This is a genomic window from Bradyrhizobium lablabi (genome assembly GCF_018131005.1).
Lineage (GTDB): Bacteria > Pseudomonadota > Alphaproteobacteria > Rhizobiales > Xanthobacteraceae > Bradyrhizobium > Bradyrhizobium lablabi_D.
Genome location: NZ_JAFCJK010000001.1, coordinates 434,140 through 451,796, shown reverse-complemented (window position 1 = coordinate 451,796; position 17,657 = coordinate 434,140). Strand labels below are relative to the sequence as shown.

At 61.0% G+C, this 17,657-nt stretch carries 16 protein-coding genes; 8 read left to right on the top strand and 8 right to left on the bottom strand.

The features are described 5' to 3' along the window. Positions 1-434 precede the first annotated feature (434 nt). Positions 435-2,099: an isopentenyl-diphosphate Delta-isomerase gene (idi, locus tag JQ553_RS02120; protein ID WP_212498225.1), complete on the bottom strand. Its 1,665-nt coding sequence runs from the start codon at positions 2,097-2,099 to the stop codon at positions 435-437. Between the two features lie 389 nt (positions 2,100-2,488). On the opposite strand from idi, the gene JQ553_RS02115 reads away from it, so the two are divergent. Next, positions 2,489-2,686 (top strand): hypothetical protein, encoded by a 198-nt coding sequence (locus JQ553_RS02115; protein ID WP_212498224.1) that lies wholly within the window; start codon positions 2,489-2,491, stop codon positions 2,684-2,686. Positions 2,687-2,781: 95 nt separating this feature from the next. On the opposite strand, the gene JQ553_RS02110 is transcribed toward JQ553_RS02115, so the two are convergent. The 4 genes from JQ553_RS02110 to JQ553_RS02095 form a co-directional block, all read right to left on the bottom strand. Then, a complete protein-coding gene (locus JQ553_RS02110; protein WP_212498223.1) occupies positions 2,782-3,006 on the bottom strand; it encodes a hypothetical protein in 225 nt (74 codons plus the stop codon). 490 nt (positions 3,007-3,496) lie between these two features. Next, positions 3,497-5,491, bottom strand: coding sequence for a carbohydrate porin (locus tag JQ553_RS02105; RefSeq protein ID WP_212498222.1), 1,995 nt, complete (start codon positions 5,489-5,491; stop codon positions 3,497-3,499). Between the two features lie 441 nt (positions 5,492-5,932). Continuing rightward, the gene (locus JQ553_RS02100) at positions 5,933-6,193 is read right to left on the bottom strand and encodes a hypothetical protein (RefSeq protein WP_312015078.1); all 261 of its coding nucleotides are present in this window, start codon (positions 6,191-6,193) and stop codon (positions 5,933-5,935) included. 129 nt (positions 6,194-6,322) lie between these two features. Beyond that, entirely contained in the window at positions 6,323-7,147 is an 825-nt protein-coding gene (locus JQ553_RS02095) for a creatininase family protein (RefSeq protein ID WP_212498221.1), read from the bottom strand. 133 nt (positions 7,148-7,280) lie between these two features. Here JQ553_RS02095 and JQ553_RS02090 point away from each other — a divergent pair, with 133 nt between their 5' ends. The 6 genes from JQ553_RS02090 to JQ553_RS02065 all read left to right on the top strand — a co-directional run bounded on the left by JQ553_RS02090 (position 7,281) and on the right by JQ553_RS02065 (position 12,052). After that, positions 7,281-8,300, top strand: a complete 1,020-nt coding sequence (locus JQ553_RS02090) for an ABC transporter substrate-binding protein (protein ID WP_212498220.1) — start codon at positions 7,281-7,283, stop codon at positions 8,298-8,300. A 24-nt stretch (positions 8,301-8,324) separates the two neighbouring features. Continuing rightward, the gene (locus JQ553_RS02085) at positions 8,325-9,125 is read left to right on the top strand and encodes an ABC transporter ATP-binding protein (protein ID WP_409363016.1); all 801 of its coding nucleotides are present in this window, start codon (positions 8,325-8,327) and stop codon (positions 9,123-9,125) included. Beyond that, positions 9,122-9,910, top strand: coding sequence for an ABC transporter permease (locus JQ553_RS02080; protein WP_212498218.1), 789 nt, complete (start codon positions 9,122-9,124; stop codon positions 9,908-9,910). The genes JQ553_RS02085 and JQ553_RS02080 overlap by 4 nt, the downstream gene beginning before the upstream one ends. After that, entirely contained in the window at positions 9,910-10,893 is a 984-nt protein-coding gene (locus tag JQ553_RS02075) for a 2-hydroxyacid dehydrogenase (RefSeq protein WP_212498217.1), read from the top strand. The genes JQ553_RS02080 and JQ553_RS02075 overlap by 1 nt, the downstream gene beginning before the upstream one ends. Next, positions 10,893-11,588, top strand: a complete 696-nt coding sequence (locus tag JQ553_RS02070) for an AprI/Inh family metalloprotease inhibitor (RefSeq protein WP_212498216.1) — start codon at positions 10,893-10,895, stop codon at positions 11,586-11,588. The genes JQ553_RS02075 and JQ553_RS02070 overlap by 1 nt, the downstream gene beginning before the upstream one ends. Positions 11,589-11,674: 86 nt before the next feature. Continuing rightward, a complete protein-coding gene (locus JQ553_RS02065; protein WP_212498215.1) occupies positions 11,675-12,052 on the top strand; it encodes a hypothetical protein in 378 nt (125 codons plus the stop codon). Positions 12,053-12,136: 84 nt separating this feature from the next. Here JQ553_RS02065 and JQ553_RS02060 read toward each other — a convergent pair whose 3' ends face one another. Beyond that, positions 12,137-12,775 carry an HD domain-containing protein gene (locus JQ553_RS02060; RefSeq protein WP_212498214.1) on the bottom strand — a complete coding sequence of 213 codons (639 nt, stop codon included), beginning with the start codon at positions 12,773-12,775 and terminating at the stop codon, positions 12,137-12,139. A gap of 321 nt (positions 12,776-13,096) precedes the next feature. Here JQ553_RS02060 and JQ553_RS02055 point away from each other — a divergent pair, with 321 nt between their 5' ends. Then, positions 13,097-14,104 carry an NADP-dependent oxidoreductase gene (locus JQ553_RS02055; protein ID WP_409363015.1) on the top strand — a complete coding sequence of 336 codons (1,008 nt, stop codon included), beginning with the start codon at positions 13,097-13,099 and terminating at the stop codon, positions 14,102-14,104. Between the two features lie 222 nt (positions 14,105-14,326). Here the strand turns inward: JQ553_RS02055 and JQ553_RS02050 are convergent, their stop codons facing one another. After that, a complete protein-coding gene (locus tag JQ553_RS02050; RefSeq protein WP_212498213.1) occupies positions 14,327-14,749 on the bottom strand; it encodes a lipocalin-like domain-containing protein in 423 nt (140 codons plus the stop codon). A gap of 207 nt (positions 14,750-14,956) precedes the next feature. After that, positions 14,957-17,524, bottom strand: a complete 2,568-nt coding sequence (locus tag JQ553_RS02045; protein ID WP_212498212.1) for an ATP-binding protein — start codon at positions 17,522-17,524, stop codon at positions 14,957-14,959. Between the last annotated feature and the right edge of the window lie 133 nt (positions 17,525-17,657).

Sequence of the window (17,657 nt, the reverse complement as noted above, 5' to 3'; positions counted from 1 at the left end):
CGACGCGTTACGCTCGTAACTAATTTTCATGGTGACGCGTACGTTGCCCAGGCTTCCCCGCGTTTTCATCGAAGTCGCCTGCATCGCCGCCTCGGCACTTCATCTTGAAGGTGATCGCCGTAGGCATATTGGTGTGGCGTGCTCGGAGCAAACCTATCGTCGAGACCTGCAGCCCGAACTGGTGGACGATGTTGCGCGAAGTGCAGTCGCGGGCGTGGAGGCCACGCGCCGTGATGTCTTGACCCCGCCGGTTGCGACGAGCGCCGCTGATCTCTCGAGATACCGCCGCAAGGCGCGTGGGTAGACTCCTGGCGGACGAAGCCGGTCGTCGCCAATGCATGCGCTAATCAAGCCCGGAGGACGCCGAACGTCGCGACCGCTCCACACGTGCAGGCCGCAGCGATTCCCTCCCGCTCGGTCCAAAACTGCTGATGTCAGAGAAGTGCAGCGGCGGGAAGCCTGCCAGTCGTCACCGGCCAACTCATCGGGTCAGGACCCAATGATGCCAGTTGAGCAATCTGCAGTCTGCACCATGGCGACACTTCGCGATCAGCGCGGAGGACTTGGGCAGCAAAAGTGGACCACGGTAGCCATTCTGCGCTGTCGACCTCCTCTGGATCCGCAGTGAGGTCCGCAGGATTGGCAAGCGCCGTGAAGACCGGGCAGAGCTCGTTCTCAGCGACACCATTAGCCATTTGCGCTTTGTACCTGAATGCCGGAAGGATGAGCTTGATATCGGTTGCACTCAAACCCAGCTCCTGTTTGACTCGCCGCCTAACCGCAACGGTCAGAGGCTCGTCGGGAGCTGGGTGGCCGCAGCAGCTATTTGTGATAACCCCCGGCCAAGTGCGCTTGTTGTGAGATCGACGAGTGACGAGTAAATTCCCTTCTTGGTCGAATAGGTAGCACGAAAAAGCCAAGTGAAGGGGTGTCTCACGGTGATGCACCTTGCTTTTTGGCAAAATGCCAGCTGTTGCACCTGCCGGCGTGCACAATACAACCATCTCTTCTTTCACTGGTGCCTCAATGCGCTCTTGACCTCTGTCGTACTGCGGGAACCGCAGGTAGAGCCCGACATCGGCGGGGCTGGCGGGGGAAATTGTTCGAAAGCTCAACAGTTCCCGGGTCACTGATGTATTAGGCTTGTAGAGCGTCTTTAGCGCCAAGTAACTGGCAGTATCGGCCCTCTCAGCACGCAAAACGGCCATTATCGGATCGGGTCGCCCTGCACCATTCAGCCTGAGGTATACATTAGCCTCCTCCGGACAATTCGATCCTGTTCGGAACGCCAGGCAGGTCATCGGTTCGTTCACAATCAATGACTCCTTGTCGTAACACGCATTGTAAGCATGAGACGCACGTCCGGAGTCGTGCCCGCGGGCAAGGGACGCTACCGTATCCAGCTCGTTGAGCGCAATGGAGTGGTGTCGGAAATAGACTTTCGCCCTGGCGATCTCCGGCTTCTCTAGATCGAGCGCAAAGAATTCGATTTTATGGCCGCCTGCTTCCAGTTCTGCATAACGTTCGGCCACTGAACGCCACGCGGTCGACATGCCGATCCTGGCCATGGCTTCTGAAACCACCGGCAAGGTACGGTGTAATCCTTGTGATTGCGGATTTAAGTATACCTTGTAACGCGGTGAAGAACGTCCTGGCTGCTTCGCCATGGAATGCCAGATTGTCGGCCGACCCAGCAGAGGAGCGTCTGTTGTGAACAGCTCTTCCACCGCCAAATAGCGATTGATGTCGACGCCCGCCCTTGAAGCCAATCGGCGGGTCAACAGGCGACCCGCATCCTGTGCACCTCGCGCACTTAGATCCGAGCTCAGTGACTCAAATAGTATTCGTACTTCTGGCCCGCTGGCTCGCCAACTTAATGAGAACTCCGCCGGGAAGCCATCATCTGAGACAAACGATGGATATTGGCAGTAATGTCCAATAGGGTTGTTACCCCATGGATGTAATAGCTCACGAAGCTCCGCATTCAATGAATCAATTTCATTATCGGCAAAGCGGTTGATGCGACATAGCAGCCCCCACTGTTCTGCCAGAAAGTCGCCAAAGGAACGCACGGCGGTGGCAGAATTTACGTCAGTCACAGCAAAAGTCTCCAAGGAGGACAAGATCTAGTCAGATCACGCACACAACAATGACGCGGCGGCGTTACAGCGGCATCTCAACTCGATTACATAACGAAGAAAGTTCTGGTGCTGCTTGATGACTTGCTGAAGCGCGGGCGAGAAGGAACGTTTGGTTGCGCTTCGTTGGAGCCCGGCGTCGGAGTGCGCGCGGTGGTGCGGGAAGATTTACAATTTACGGATTTGCGATCTGCGGAATTACGGTGAGGGTGCTGGACTGCACTCAATTCTCGAGTCCCGACGGGCACCGGAACTCCCCGGGCCCGACCGCAGCCCAGGGGTACCCCTTACGGCGAGGACCCTTCGACCATGCCCTGCGTTAATATCCCGTGCGCTGGAGGGTATCGCCCATGGACAACTACCGCACCGCACTGATCCTGTTCGCCGTGATTTTCGCCGCAGCGGTCGCAGGCGCGTTCTTCGCTACACTCGGAAACATCAACACGCGCCTAGCCGGTAACGACGTTCCAGCGGGAACGACGGGTCTGGCTCGTCCGCATCCGCCGCTTGATCGAGCGCCGGGGCAACCCTTAGAGACGCCGCGCTAAAGCATGATCCGGAAAAGTGCGTAGCGGTTCTCCGAAGAGATCATGCTCAAACAAAGAGATGAGAACGTTGCACATCGTGCGCAGGTGCTGCCGCGCTATTGCAACTCTTTGATATGGCCGGTGCTGTCAACGACGACGGACCGTTCCTGTCCATCCTTTGTGGCCTTGAATATCCGAATCTTACCGGATGGGACTTCGCGAACGTTCGAATAGCCGGCTGCCGCAAGCTTGGTCTTGATTTCGTCCAACGTGAGAGCTTGCGCTGCCGGGCTAAAGTCGGCCAGGAAACACAGGACTAAAAGGATGGCTCGTATCGGCATGGGCTTCTCGCAGGATACGTTGCGGCTGGCCGCTTGATGCAGTCGGTGCCGCCGTTGTGAACCTTCGTCACCAGGAGTTTGTGGCCTAGTTCACAGGTCTTGATGTGCGGTATTGCTTAGATTTGGCTTCATGTGGAGCCTTATCATGCGTGGGATCATCGTCGTCGCCGTCGCGCTCGTCGCGGTGGCGGCAATGTATCATAGTCCGTTCAAACCTCTCCCCACACGGCCAATGCCCGCGGTGAACGTACCTTGATAATTTTGCAGGGCTCGGACAAACCATGTCGCGAGAACGCGAACTCACATCGTCATGCTGCTTGAAAAATTGAGTTCGAACCCAACCCGGTCATTGCGAGCGGAGCGAGGAATCCATGGCTCAACTCGGCGATAGATGGATTGCTTCGCTCCGCTCGCAATGACGATGGAGAGCGCGCGGCGCGGGTTGCACGTCGCCGTGTCCGGCTGTGCATCCCGGCCCACCTAGTGCTTTCTAAAACTCGCCGTGCAGCCGGCCCGAGAAAATGTGCACCGGGCCGCGGTCGGCATTGTAGGCGGGGTTGGTGACGAACTGGTAGTCCGCGGTCAGCGTGAAATATTTGTTCAGCGCGAAGGCGTAATAGGTTTCCAGGATCCGCTCCTTCCGGTAGTTCAGCGCGCCGTCGCCGATCAGCACGCCGAGGCCGCCGGCGGCAATGAAGTCGCGGTGATCGTTCGACAGCGCGTTGATGGCGCCGGCGATGCCGATCGTGTCGTCGGGCCGGCCCCATCTGGTGCCCTTGATCGAGGTGCCCAGCGACAGCGAGGCGTCGATGTCGGTGAAGGCCATGATCTCGGTCTGGCCGTTGTTCCAGCTCCAGCGGCCGAACAGGCCGATGTCCTCGGTCAGCGCCTGTTCGAGGTTGAGGACATAGCCGTATTTGATGCGGCCGGCGCGCGTCAGCGCGATGTCGAGATCGAGCGCCGGGTTGTCCAGCGTTTCGCGATAGCTTCCGGAGAAGGCGCTGTTGAGCCAGGCGAGCGTGCGCAGCTTGCCGGGTAGCGAGAACAGCTGATAGCGCGTCTCGAGCTCGACCACATATTCGCCGCGCCGGAAGACATTGGTGTCGAAGCTGTTCGAGTTCGAGACCGCATCCATCAGGAAATAGCCGGCGCGCAGCGCCCAGCGCTTCTGATTCAATTCGGCTGTTATGCCGTAGGTGAGGCCGACCTTGTCGGCGGAATAGTCGAAGGCGCCGGGTGCCCAGATCGACCAGTTCAGAAAATCCTTGCGCGTGTCCTTGGCATAGGCGTTGCCGTCGAATACGTCGGTTACCGCGAATTTACCGGCCTGGATGGTCAGGCGGTTGACGTCGACCTTGCCGCCGAGCTGGCCCGGACCGCTCGCCAGTTCCTCCTGCTCGCCGCCGAAGCCGAAGGTCTGGCGCACAAGAAGCCGCGAGGTGTTGTAATGCGGGTAGGGGAAGTTGGATTTCTGCGCTTCGCCGTTCGAGAAGCCGCCGAGGCCGACCGTGTCATTCAGTCCGAACCCCTGCAGCAGCTCGGGATTGTAGTAGAGCTCGCCGCCGTCCCAGAGTCGGGCGTTCAGATAAAGACTGTTGCTCCATGTCGCCTGGAGCTGCGCCGCCGGCGTCAGGCTGTTGGTCCCGGTATAGAGCGCTCGAAACCCCGGGTAGCCCTGCGGCAGATAGGTGGTCTGGCCGTGGATTTCCCAGCGGTCGGATTCGGGGTCGGCGATCTGCGCCGCCGGCGTCAGGCCGCTCGACCCGGTCAGGTCGATCTTGCGATTGAGGCCGAGGCGCACCGCCTGGAAGTCGGGCTGAGAAGCATATTGCGTGCCCGACGGCAGGACGACGCCGGCACCTTCGAACCGGCTGTAGAGATATTCGACCCGCGCCGTCCAGTTCGGCGCGAACGCATATTCGAGGCCGGCGCCAGCGGCCCAGCCGAAGCGGACATGAATGTCCTTTTCCTCGTCGCCGACGGTGGGCACATTGAGGAAACGCTCGCCCATGAAGGCGAAGCCGCCGGTGGCATAGGCGAGCCACGGACCGCTCGCATAGCCGATGCGGCCGCGCACCGTGCCGACATAATCCCACTGTTCGCTGGCGATCGAACGCGGTGTTGCGATCAACGACATCACCGAATTCGACGTCAGGTAGTTCGGGAACATCATGTCGGTTTCGACGCCGAGCAGCAGGCCGGAACTCGCCCGCCAATTGTAGCCGGCCTGCAGGCCGCCGATCACGCCGCTGAAGGTGTTGCTGGTGGTCGTCACCGCGGCATCGGACAGCGTCGCCACCGACGTGCCGCGGGAGTAGCCGGCGTGTGCGCCGATGTAGAAGCCGGTCCAGTCGAACACGGTCTTCAGGTGGGGCGCCTTGACCGGCAATGCGACGTCGGCCGCGATCGCGGGCGCGCCGAATGCGGCCACGCCGAGCGCCGTGCCGGCGGCGATATGGACCCGGAATGCGCGGGCACAGGTCATGATGCAGTTTCGTCCAGCGCCGGGCGGTTGGCAGAATCGGCGGCCATCACGGCAGATTTGTCCGCCATCCGCCAGCCGAGTTTTGAAGCCATGGCGAGCCGCCCCCAGTTCGATCTGCGCATCAACTCAGATCAACAATGCTGCCATCCTTATTGCAAATCATTCGCAATAGCAACTAGGGAATGGCCGCTCTCCGGCCATCGCATCCGCTGATGACAGTCCCTTAACAGAGGCCCGTTGACGCGGCCTTTGTGCGCGATTGGCCTGCGCCATGTTGCCAGCCTGCATCGCTGGCCGGCTCGAACAGTCTCGCCGCACAACGCGACGCATCGGCGCAGACGATCGGGGCCGAAATGAAGACCCGCCCGGGGGGACAGCCGGGCGGGTCGGGCTACGACACGGGTTGGATGAGGACCCGCGCCGAATGCGAAATCCTTGAACTCAATCGATCAGCCGCAGGTGCGCATGCGGCGGACATAATTGCCGTAAGCGTCGAACCGGCGAATCCGGCCGCGGCGGCGATAGCTCGTAGTGGTAGCCGTCACTGGCCGCGATCGTGCTCTCGACCATCGTGGCACCGAGGACTTCCGCACCCAGGCCGCGCAGCCAGCCGGCCTCGGCCTGCAAAGTGGTTGACCCCATGGTGCCCGTCACGGCACGAGCGGCGAGGGCGGCGGCGGCAATGCGGGTCCTGATCGACATGAGAACTTCCCGTCCTGTTCAGCCGCGGTGCCGTCATGGTCCGCATGCCCGTTGGACGGTGGCTTCGCAAATCCGGTTCGATTCCTGCCGGGATGGTTGGCTCTGACCGCTATTCGCCAGATGGTCCAGCTACTTGGCCGGGCTGCCGGGTAACGCGGCAAGCCTGTTCACGTCGAAGTTATCGACGTCTTGGAGCAATTCGCAGAATGCGCGGGCGCCGTGGTCGAGCAATTCCTCGCCCTTCTCTGCGGAGGCCTTGGTCGCATCGCCGATTGCTCCGCGCGGATGGAGATCCTGCGCCTGCCAGGCGAAAGGCGCCGGCCGCTGTGTCGACAGAAAGCGGTGATCCTTCTCGATCGCGATGCTGGCCGGGTGAAAGTCCGCGATCGCATCCCTGCGGACATGCTGCGGATATCTGGCCAGCATGATCGAGGTCTCGACCGCGCCGCCGTGGATGCCGTGGCGCAACTCGTCGGCGACGAACAATCCGTCCGGCACACCGAAACGCGACCAACTCGTGGTCACGACGAGCATGCGGTGTTGCGCGCGCAAATCCTGTGCCACCAGCGACATCGCGGCGCTGTTGCCGCCATGACTCGTTACCATCACGAGTTTCTTCACGCCGGCCCGTGCGACGCTCTCCCCAAGCGCTCCCCAGCTTTTCAGCGCCACCTCCGATGGCAGCGTCAGCGTGCCAGGAAAGTCGATATGCTCGGTGGAGATGCCGACCGGTTGCAGCGGCAGGAACGTCGCCGGAATTTGCGCCGGCAGCAATTCGCGCACCCGCGCCAGATAGGCCTCGCCGATCATGACGTCGGTTCCAAGCGGCAGATGCGGTCCGTGCTGCTCGGTTGCCGCCAGCGGCAGCACCGCGACCCAGCGCGACGGCGCGCTCTTGGCGATGTCGGGCCAGCGGATTTCGGTCCAGTCGCGGGGCGGAAGTGGCGCAGTCATCAAGCGGTCTTTTCTTTGGATGAATTTGCGAGGTACTTTGTTCGTCATTACGGGGGTGTGATCCCCGTCCCCGGGGCGCGGTCCACGTCCTCCGCCTTCCATCATGGGCCAGAACAATCGACGGAGTCCAATCATGAACCCGGCCTTTTTGCCGCGAACGTTAACCGCAGGCCTGTTTGCCGTCCTCGCGGCGCTTGCGCCCGGGCGCGCGCAAACCCTGGACAAGGTCTCGTTCGGAACCAATTGGGTCGCCGAGGCCGAGCATGGCGGATTCTTCCAGGCTGTCGCCGACGGCACCTACAAGAGCTACGGCCTCGACGTGACGATCGTGCCCGGCGGTCCCAACGAGAACAACCGCATGCTCCTGATTGCGGGCAAGCTCGACTTCTTCATGAGCGCGAATCTGCTGCAAACCTTCGACGCCGTCACCAACAACGTGCCGCTGGTCGCGGTTGCCGCCATGTTCCAGAAGGAGCCGCAGGTCTTCCTCACCCATCCTGAGGTCAAGCTTGACAAGATCGAGGATCTCAAGCCGCTGACGCTTTTCATCTCCAAGGAAGGCATCACCAGCTACTTCCAGTGGCTGAGGTCCGAATACGGCTTCAGCGAAAGCAAGGTAAAGCCCTACACCTTCAACCCGCAGCCCTTCATCGTGAACAAGCAGAGCTCGATGCAGGGCTATGTTACGTCCGAACCCTATGCGGTGGAGAAGGCGGCCGGCTTCAAGCCGAACGTCCTCCTGATCGCCGACTACGGCTTCAACACCTATTCGACGCTGATCGAGACGCGGCGCGAAATCATCGACAAGAAGCCAGACCTCGTGCAGCGCTTTGTCGATGCCTCGATCATCGGATGGTACCACTACATCTACGGCGACAATTCTGCGGGCAACGCGATGATCAAAAAGCTCAACCCGGAGATCACCGACGAACTGCTCGCCTATTCGGTCACCAAAATGAAGGAGTACGGCATCGTCGATTCTGGAGACTCGGTCAAGAATGGCATCGGTGCCATGACCGACGAGCGGATGGCGAGCTTCTTCGAAAAGATGGTGCGTGCCGGCGTGGTCAAGAGCACCATCGACTACCGCAAAGGCTATACGCTGCGCTTCATCAACAAGGCGGTCGGCGTCGACCTAAGGCCGAAGAATTGAACTGCACGCGCGATGGCGGAGCCTATGTTGTCGGGAACCGATACTGAGGCAGCCGGCTATGCCGTGCGCCTGCGCGCGGTCACCAAGGTCTATGATACCGGAGTGGCGGCGCTCGGGCCGCTCGATCTCGAAGTCAGGCGCGGCGAGTTTCTGTCGCTGGTCGGGCCATCCGGTTGCGGCAAGTCCACGGCGCTGCGGCTGGTCGCCGGGCTCGCCGCGCCGAGCGCGGGCACCGTCGATGTCTCCCATCATGGCGCACAACGGCGCGGCAGCCATCCGATCGGCTTCGTGTTTCAGGAGCCGACGCTGATGCCCTGGGCGACGGTGCGCGACAACGTCCGCCTGCCGTTCAAGCTCGCGCATGCGCCGGCCGCCGACGCCGATGCGCGGATCGACGATGCGCTTGAACAGGTCGGGCTCGCCGATTTCGCGAGTGCCTATCCGCGCGAATTGTCGGGGGGAATGAAGATGCGCGTGTCGCTGGCACGGGCGCTGGTCACCGACCCCGATATCCTCCTGATGGACGAGCCGTTCGCCGCGCTAGACGAGATCACCCGCTTTCGCCTCAACAACGATCTGTTGTCGCTGTGGCGCAACCTGCACAAGACCGTGATCTTCGTGACGCACTCGGTGTTCGAGTCGGTCTATCTCTCGCAGCGCGTGATCGTGATGACGGCGCGACCGGGCCGCATCGGCGCGGAGTTTCGCATCAGCGCGGCCGAGCCGCGCGGCGAGGAGTTCCGCACCTCGGGGGAATACGCCGGCTTCTGCCGTGAGGTCTCGCATGCGCTGGCGCCGTCTTATGCAGGGCAGGCGGACGCATGACATCGCCGCGTGACCTCGTCCGCATCCTGCTTCCCGTCGCGGTGTTCGCGGCGGGGCTGGCGCTCTGGGAATTGATCGTCCGCGTCAACGACATCCAGCCCTATGTGCTGCCAAGCCCGCTCCTGGTGCTCAAGACCCTGGTCGCGGATTGGCCGGTGCTGTCGCAATCGCTCGGCGTCACGCTCCTGACCACGCTCGAGGGATTCGCCGCCGCCGCGATCGGCGGCGTCGCGTTGGCGCTGTTGTTCAATCAGTCGAAATGGCTGGAATACTCGTTGTTTCCCTATGCGGTCATCCTTCAGGTCACGCCGGTTATCGCGATCGCGCCGCTGCTTCTGATCTATCTGCAGCAGCAAACCGCGGTGATCGTCTGCGCCTGGATCGTCGCCTTCTTTCCGGTGCTGTCGAACACAACCCTCGGCCTGAATTCGGTCGATCGTAATCTGGCCGGCCTGTTCCAGCTTTACGGCGCCTCGAAGCTGCAGACGCTGTTGTTCCTCAAGCTGCCCGGCGCGCTGCCCTATATGCTCGGCGGATTGCGCATCGCCGGCGGGCTCTCGCTGATCGGCGCCGTCGTCGCCGAGATCGCGGCGGGGAGTGCCGGCGCCGGCTCCGGCCTTGCCTTCCGCATCGCTGAATCGGGCTATCGGCTGAATATTCCCCGCATGTTCGCGGCACTTCTGCTGCTCTCGCTCGCCGGGATTGTCATCTATGGGCTGCTGGCGCTAATTTCGCATCTCTTGTTGCGACGCTGGCACGAAAGCGCGCTTGGAAAGGAAAGCTGATGGCCAATACGTCTTCCGAAAAGATCGATCTCCTGATCTATGGACCGATCCGGCCAATTCTCGAGAACGGCTTCTCCAATCAATATGTGGTGCACAGGGCGGAAAGCCGCGGCGACCTCGAGCGGCTCACGCCCGAAGTCCGGAGCAGGATTCGCGGCATGGCGGTCACCTATCATACCGTGCCGGCCAACAAATCCGCGCTGGAGCAATTCCCCAAGCTTGAGATCATCGCAAGCTTCGGCGTCGGCTACGACCACGTCGATTCCCACTATGCGCGCGATCACAATGTCGTGGTTACCAACACGCCCGACGTGCTGACCGAGGAGGTCGCCGACGTCGCGATGGGGCTCTTGATCGCGACCTTGCGCGAGTTCGTCAAGGCCGACCGTTTCCTGCGCTCCGGGCTCTGGCAGACACAGAACTATCCGCTCAGCGCAGGCTCGCTGCGCGACCGCAAGATCGGCATCGTCGGCATGGGCCGCATCGGGCAGGCGATCGGGCGCCGGCTGGAGGCCTCGCTCGTGCCGGTATCCTATCACTCGCGCAATCCCGCCAAGGGCGTCTCCTACAAGCACTATCCCGATCTGATCGAGATGGCGAAGGCGGTCGATACCTTGATCGTGATCGTGCCTGGCGGTGCATCCACCGCGAAGATGATCAATGCCGACGTGCTCAAGGCGCTCGGCCCGCGCGGCGTCGTGATCAACGTCGCGCGCGGCTCCGTGGTCGACGAGCCTGCGCTGGTCGCGGCGCTGAAGTCCGGCGAGATCCTGGCCGCCGGCCTCGACGTATTTGCGGCCGAGCCGAACGTGCCGGAGGAGCTGAAGGCGATGCAGAATGTCGTGCTCTTGCCACATATCGGTTCGGCATCCGTGGTAACGCGGAATGCGATGGATCAGCTCGTGGTCGATAACATCAAGAGCTGGTTCGCCGGCAAGCCGCCACTGACGCCGGTTGCCGAAACTCCGGTGAAGGGCCGTTGATGTCATTGTCCCGCTGCAACGTCGCGGTTTTCCTGCTCGTAGCCGGATGTTGTCCGGCCTGGTCGCAGGACGCCTCGACGTTGAAGAAGGATATGATCGGGCAGTGGGAGCTCGCCACCACGGAGCGCAGCAAGACCTGCGTCGTGACGCTCAAGGGCGATACGACGCCACAAGGCTTCAAGCTCGAGCTGGAGCCATCCTGCGCGACTGCGTTGCCCTTCACCAAGGATATCGCCGCCTGGAGCATCAAGGGCCTCGGCGACATTGTGCGGCTGCAGAGCGCCGCAGGCGAGGCCGTGATCGACTTCACCGAGGTCGAGAGCGGGATCTTCGAGGGCTTGCGCACCAATGAGGGCGTCTACATCCTGCAAAACCTCGCCGCGGCGCGATCGCTCGCCAAATCGATGGACCAGATGATCGGCGACTGGTCGATGGTGCGCGGCGACGGCCAGGCGATCTGCGGGCTGACGCTGACCAACACAGACGCTGGCAGCGACAATTTCCAGGTCTTCCTGAAGCCGAAATGTGATCCGGCGATTGCGGCCTTCAATCCAACGTTATGGCGGCTCGAACGCGGCCAGATCCTGTTGACGTCGGCCAAGGGCGAGACGTGGCAGTTCGAGGCGGACGACAACGCGCAATGGCGCCGGGTTCCCGACAGCGCCACGCCCCTCATCATGCTGCGTGATCAGTGACGCTTCCAGCCCGCGCCGGCCGCTGACGTTCCGTGCCGTCGGCACGAAGCCGACGCGTACCCACAATCGGACCGGGAGCCGCAACCATGACGAAGAGATACGTGCTTGCGATCGGCCTCGACCCCGCTGTTGTCGATTTCTCCGCTTTCCCGCAATTGACGCCGGAACTCGTGCGCACCTACATCGATGCACAGATCACCGGGCTGCGCACGCTCGGCTTCGACGTGGAGAGCTGCCTCATCGACCTCGGCGAAACCGCCGAGGCCGTGACGGCAGCGGCGCTGAGCTCGAAGCAATATGATTGTGTCGTGATCGGCGCCGGCCTGCGCGAGCCGCCGGAACGGCTGCTGCTGTTTGAAAAAATCCTCAACCTTGTGCACCGGTTGGCTCCCGGCGCCTGCATCTGCTTCAACTCCAACCCCGCCGATACCGCCGCGGCCGTGCAACGCTGGATCAAGCCCTAACCTAAAGCGCGATGATCATCACGCTTTAGTCGAAGCTTGACGGGCCAGGCCGCCCACCGGCTTCCAAACCCGTGGAACGACGGTTCAGCTACGCCACGGAGTATTGCGGATCCGAGTGCAAGCGTTTGGCTTGCGAAATGCGGGGTCGTGATCTTCGATATAATCGACATTGACTGTGCCGAATGTGGTCTGAGGCTTCTTCAATGCCGAGCACGTCTGAACCCGGATGAACTCATTCTTGAAATCGCCGCGTGGAAATGCCGCAATGACCCGATCGCGTTGCTCGGGTGTATAGTCGTCGTATCCAATTCCGACCACGTCCACGAGAACACCCGCGTTCGTGAGCGCGATTTCCGGCCGCATGTATTGCGGGATGCCCGGCGTGGTATGTAGCGCGATCGCTTCCCACACCAGATCCGCTTTCGGCTCGGGTATGCCATTGCTCCTGAGAAATTCTCGCGCTGCATCGGCGCCGTCGACTTCAAATCGCTTTGTCTCGGTGTGATAAGCGTCGACAAGTCCCAGGTCGTGAAAGAGCGCAGCAACGTACAGCAACTCCGAGTCAAATTTCAGGTTCTGGCGGATTCCCTTCATCGCGCCGAATACGAACACGCGGACCGAGTGATTGAACAGCATCTCGGTTTCATGTTGACGCACCAATTCAGCGGCCTGCCGGGCGATCTTGCTGTCTGGGATTTTGACGTCGGAAATCAGGTCGGCCATTCTAGAACTCCTGTGCAACATCCCGATCAGACAATAGCTGTCGTTCATGCGCGGCCTATCCCGGAAGGATTTGGCCAAAGAAGGACGCTTACTCGAACGGAACTCCGGGCAGTATTCAAAACCAATATGAGGATACCGACCACCAAGCTGCAAGAGCTCCACTTCCTGTAAACGGCGACCACGTGCAAAAACCTCGGAGCGCCCTTGCCAAAGTCGCCCTCGAATACTTGAAATCCAAAAGCGGACCTTCATTTGTCACAAGCGCTTGACGTTTCAGATCGACCGAGAGCGCCGAACACGAAGCGATACAGGAAGCTCAGAATGACAAGTGCCTACGCCGGCAATACGCACCAGGATTCTACCCTCTCCATGTTGGCGTGGCGAGTGCATGAATTTGGGCCGCCGGAAGCGATGAATCTGGAAAGGATCGCGCGCCCAGATCCTGGTCCGGGTCAGGTTCTGGTTCGTGTTCACGCAGCAGGTGTCGGTCCCTGGGATGGCTGGATCAGGGCCGGTAAGAGCGCTTTGCCGCAGCCTGTTCCTCTTACGCTTGGCTCCGATCTGTCCGGAACGGTCGCGGCTTTGGGGGCCGACATTTCCGGATTGGCCATCGGAGATCGGGTTTTCGGTATGACTAACGCTCAGTTCCTGGGCGCCTACGCAGAATATGCGGTGGCCACTGCCGGGATGCTCGCCAGGAAGCCGAGCTCGCTTAGCTATGCCGAAGCTGCATCCGTTCCCGTCGTCGCCGTCACGGCGTGGCAGGGTCTATTCGAGCACGCTCGCCTCGAAGCCGGCCAGACGGTCGTCATTCACGGAGCTGCGGGGAACGTGGGCGCCTACGCGGTTCAGCTCGCTCGTCGCGCTCGCCTGCGTTCAGTCGCCACGGCGGGAGCGAAGGATGTCGATTACGTGCGGTCACTCGGTGCCGACAAGGTGCTGGATTATCATACACAACGGTTCGAGGATGAGGTGAAGCATGCCGACGCGGTCTTCGATCTCGTCGGCGGGGAAGCGCAAATGCGTTCCTTTGAGGTTCTTCGTCGCGGTGGCAAGCTGGTCTCCGCCGTGTCCGAGCCTGATCAACATCGCGCGAAGGACCACGGTGTCACCGCAGCGTTCTTTTTGGTGGAGGTCAACACTGAGCGGCTGCGCACAATCGCCGAACTCATTGATCGTGGCGAACTGAAGACCTGCGTAGGTGCAGTCTTCCCTCTCGCCAGCGCGCGAGACGCGCACATGATGTTGGAAGGCCGACGATTGCCGCCAAGAGGGAAGATCGTTCTCAACGTAGAAACCGCGGACGAATTCACAGCGCCCGGTCAATGATCACGCGACTCTGCGCGGCCGCGCCACGGTCGTGTACTCGGAGAAAATGTGCCGACTGTTGGTGCGGACGTCCTGCGGCGGATGTCCGGAAGGGGCCATTTGCGTCGATTGAATCATCCCGAGACTACGCCTAGTCTACCTCAAGGAGACGCCAAGGCAAGCGTGGAAGTCGGACGCGACGGGTCGAAAGGAACGTTGCGCTCCGAGATTGCCGATCCCGGTCTACTCTTTCCGGCCGGTCAATACGCCTCGAACACGCCTTCCCGGATACTTTGGATTTTCGCGAAACAATCCTACGACCGACAACACTCCCTCATTGATTTTAAAGTAGCGAACTTGCTCCGTACCATGCCAAGCTGGAAGCCAAGTGCTGTCGACGGTGGTGATGAAGCAATCATCGCCTTGCAATCGATAGCGACCGGAATATGCCATCATGCTATCGAACAAGTTGGCAGCGGATTGATCCATCGCCCGTTTCGGCCTGGTTATCACGGCGATTAGGCGCTTATCGGTGAGCACTACGTAGCCGTCTGGGTTTGTGCCGTAGGGTTCGTCTCGTTCGTCGCTGTCCTCAAATTCGATTTGGAACGACAACACCTTCCATGTGCCAACCAGCGAATTAAGCGGGGAAGCCAATTCCGACATGGTGTTCCTCCTTATGCTCGCCTTCTCCAGTCACAAAAATCTACTAAATGGTTGCAGTCTTCAAAAGGGAGTAGGGCGTGTGCACCTCATAAGGCGCGGATGACTGCCGTTGGGAGGTAGACAATGAACCACTGCGAGACAGCAGTTCAAACGGTTACTTCCGTTGGCGGTGTGCCCGCACAAGCCGGGGAGGCGGGGACGAGGACCTCACGGTTCGTGCAGGATTGAGCGCAGGCACCGCGCCAAGTCTTTCAGGCGGAAGGGTTTGTCGATAATCGGAAACTCGTTCACCGCGCGATATCGTTCCATAACCTCTCCCGCATAGCCCGAGGTGAGCAGGATCTTGATGCCTTTGCTCAGGCGCCTCGCTTCGCGGGCAAGCTCAACGCCATTCATTCCGCTCGGCATCACGACGTCGCTGAACAAGAGTTTAATGTCCCGGCCACTTTCGAGTATCCGGATGGCCTCCGCGCCGTTTCGGGCGCAAAGAACCTGATACCCCAACGTGGTCAGCATTTGGGACGTGACATCGAGGAGATCCTCATTGTCCTCGACCATCAGAATTTGGCCCGAGCCGCCCGGTGTAGCCTCGGCTTGAATAGCTTCGACCTTAGCCTCAGGCCTTTGCGTGGCTCCAGGCAGGTACAAGGCGACCGTAGTTCCCGCGCCGGGCGCGCTCTCTATGGTTACATGCCCATCCGATTGCCGGACGAAGCCATAGACCATGCTGAGGCCGAGCCCGGTGCCCTTGCCGACTTCCTTGGTCGTGAAGAAGGGCTCGAAAACCCGATCCCGTACGTCGGGAGGCATCCCGCAGCCGTTGTCAGTGACGGATATCCTGACATACGGTCCGGGCAAACATCCGGCCACAGCTCCCTTGTCGAGCACGACGTTCCGCGTCTCGATCTCGAGGACGCCGCCATCCGGCATGGCATCGCGGCCATTGAGGGCCAGGTTTAGGAGGGCGGTCTCCAGCAGCGCGGGATCGAGGTGGCACAGCCACAGTCGTTCGTCGATCCGCAGCTTGATCTCGCATGCTCCTCCGACCGCCTGGCGAATCAGCCCCTGGAATTCGTCAATCAGCTCATTTGCGCTGACGAGTTTCGGATGCAATCTTTGCCGCCGGGAAAAGGCCAGAAGCTGCCCCGTCAGCTTGGCTCCCCGATCAGCGGCACGGCGGGCGGCCGCGGCGAACTGACGGACCCTGCTGATATCTTCCGCTCCCTCTTCCTCGATGCGCTCGAGGTTCGCGGAGACGACCGCAAGCAGGTTGTTGAAGTCGTGCGCGATGCCCCCAGTGAGCTGGCCGACGGACTCCATTTTCTGGCTCTGCTGAAGCTGCTCTTCAGTCAGGCGGCGCGCCTCAACCGCGTGCTTGTGCTCGGTGATGTCCCGGAAGAAGATGGCGAGGCCTTCGCTGGAGGGGAACGCATTGAACGCGTACCAGACATTGCGGCGAGGGCAGAGCATCTCGAACGAGATCGGGCGCTGGTCCGACATCGCTTCTCGAAATCGACCGAGTAGTTCCGTGCCGGCGGCGTCCAGAAAAGCCTGTTGCAACTCCATGCCCATGAGTTGGCGCCCTTCGGCGATCTGCGCCCAGGCCCGCTGGTTGAAGAAGCGGATGCGGCAGTCCCGATCGATGGTGATCACGCTGTCAGTCGTACTCTCAAAGATCATCGTGATCCGGGCCGCCGCATCCTCGGCTCTCTCCTTCGCCTCGGACAATTCGTGCTCGCGACGCTCCAGCGCGTCGGCCATGGTGTTGAACGCGTCGGCGACCCGGGCGATTTCCGATTTATCCCGGATGCCCACACGTCGGCCGTATTCGCCGAGACGCCATTGGTTCGCGGCACAGACCAATTCGCCAAGCGGACGATGGATGAACCGGCGGGCGCCTAAAGATGTCAGGAGCAATACCAGCGCGGCGCTCAAGACAATCAAAATGATGTCGCGCCGTGTGCGATTCTCGATCTCGGCGAAGGCCTGCGCCTTGTTGACGCTATAGCCGACAAAAAGCCCCCCGGAACTGGCGTCCAGGGTTGCGTAGCCGATGATCCGCTCCACCCCATGGATGTCGAGGATATCGATCGCTCCCCGTTGGTCCAGATTCAGGTATCTGTCACCGCGCATCTTTTTACCGACAAGCCGGTCGTTATCGGGGTAGCGGGCGAGATACGTGCCATTGCGATCCGTGATGGTAAGTGCCGCTCCCGCTGGAATGCCTTTTCGCGCGATGTTGTCAGCGAGCCAATCAAGGCTGAGAGCGGCAATAACGACGCCGCCCATGTGGGAATCGTCGCCATAGAACGGCAGCGCAAAATGAAGGACGTTACGGCCGGTCACTCGACCGACCGCGAACTCTCCGACCGTGAATTCACCGGTCTTCACGACGTTGGCGAAGTAGGGCCGCCCGGCGGCGGTCGATGGCCTGTGATCGTTGCTCGCGTCGCAGAAGGAGTCGCCATTCATGTCGACGATGATAAAGCTGATGAACCCCGGATATCGCTGCTTGATTTTGGAAAGGTAAGCGTTGCATTCCTGGGTGTCCTTCGCCTTTATCGCCGGGAGCTCCGACAGCGCAATCAGGGTCCGGTGAATTCCCTGGACGATCTGCTGTTGCTCCGCTGCGGCGAGCTTGGCCAGGCTAAGCGCCTGGTTCTGCACTTCGACTTCGCGCGCGCGGCGCAGGTCGAATTCATTGTCTGTCTGGACTGCGATCGCCGGCAGTAGCGCGACGACCACCAGCAAGAAAAGGCGCGATAAAATGGTCACTTCTCGGCCGACCTCAATCCTTTGTGGTTCGCCGGTCGGGGGAGAATGCTGGGTGCGTTCCGGTCGCTGTCGAAACGCTGTTTGCGATACGCTCGATGATCCCGGCCGCAAAACGTGCGTCGGGTGGACTGGC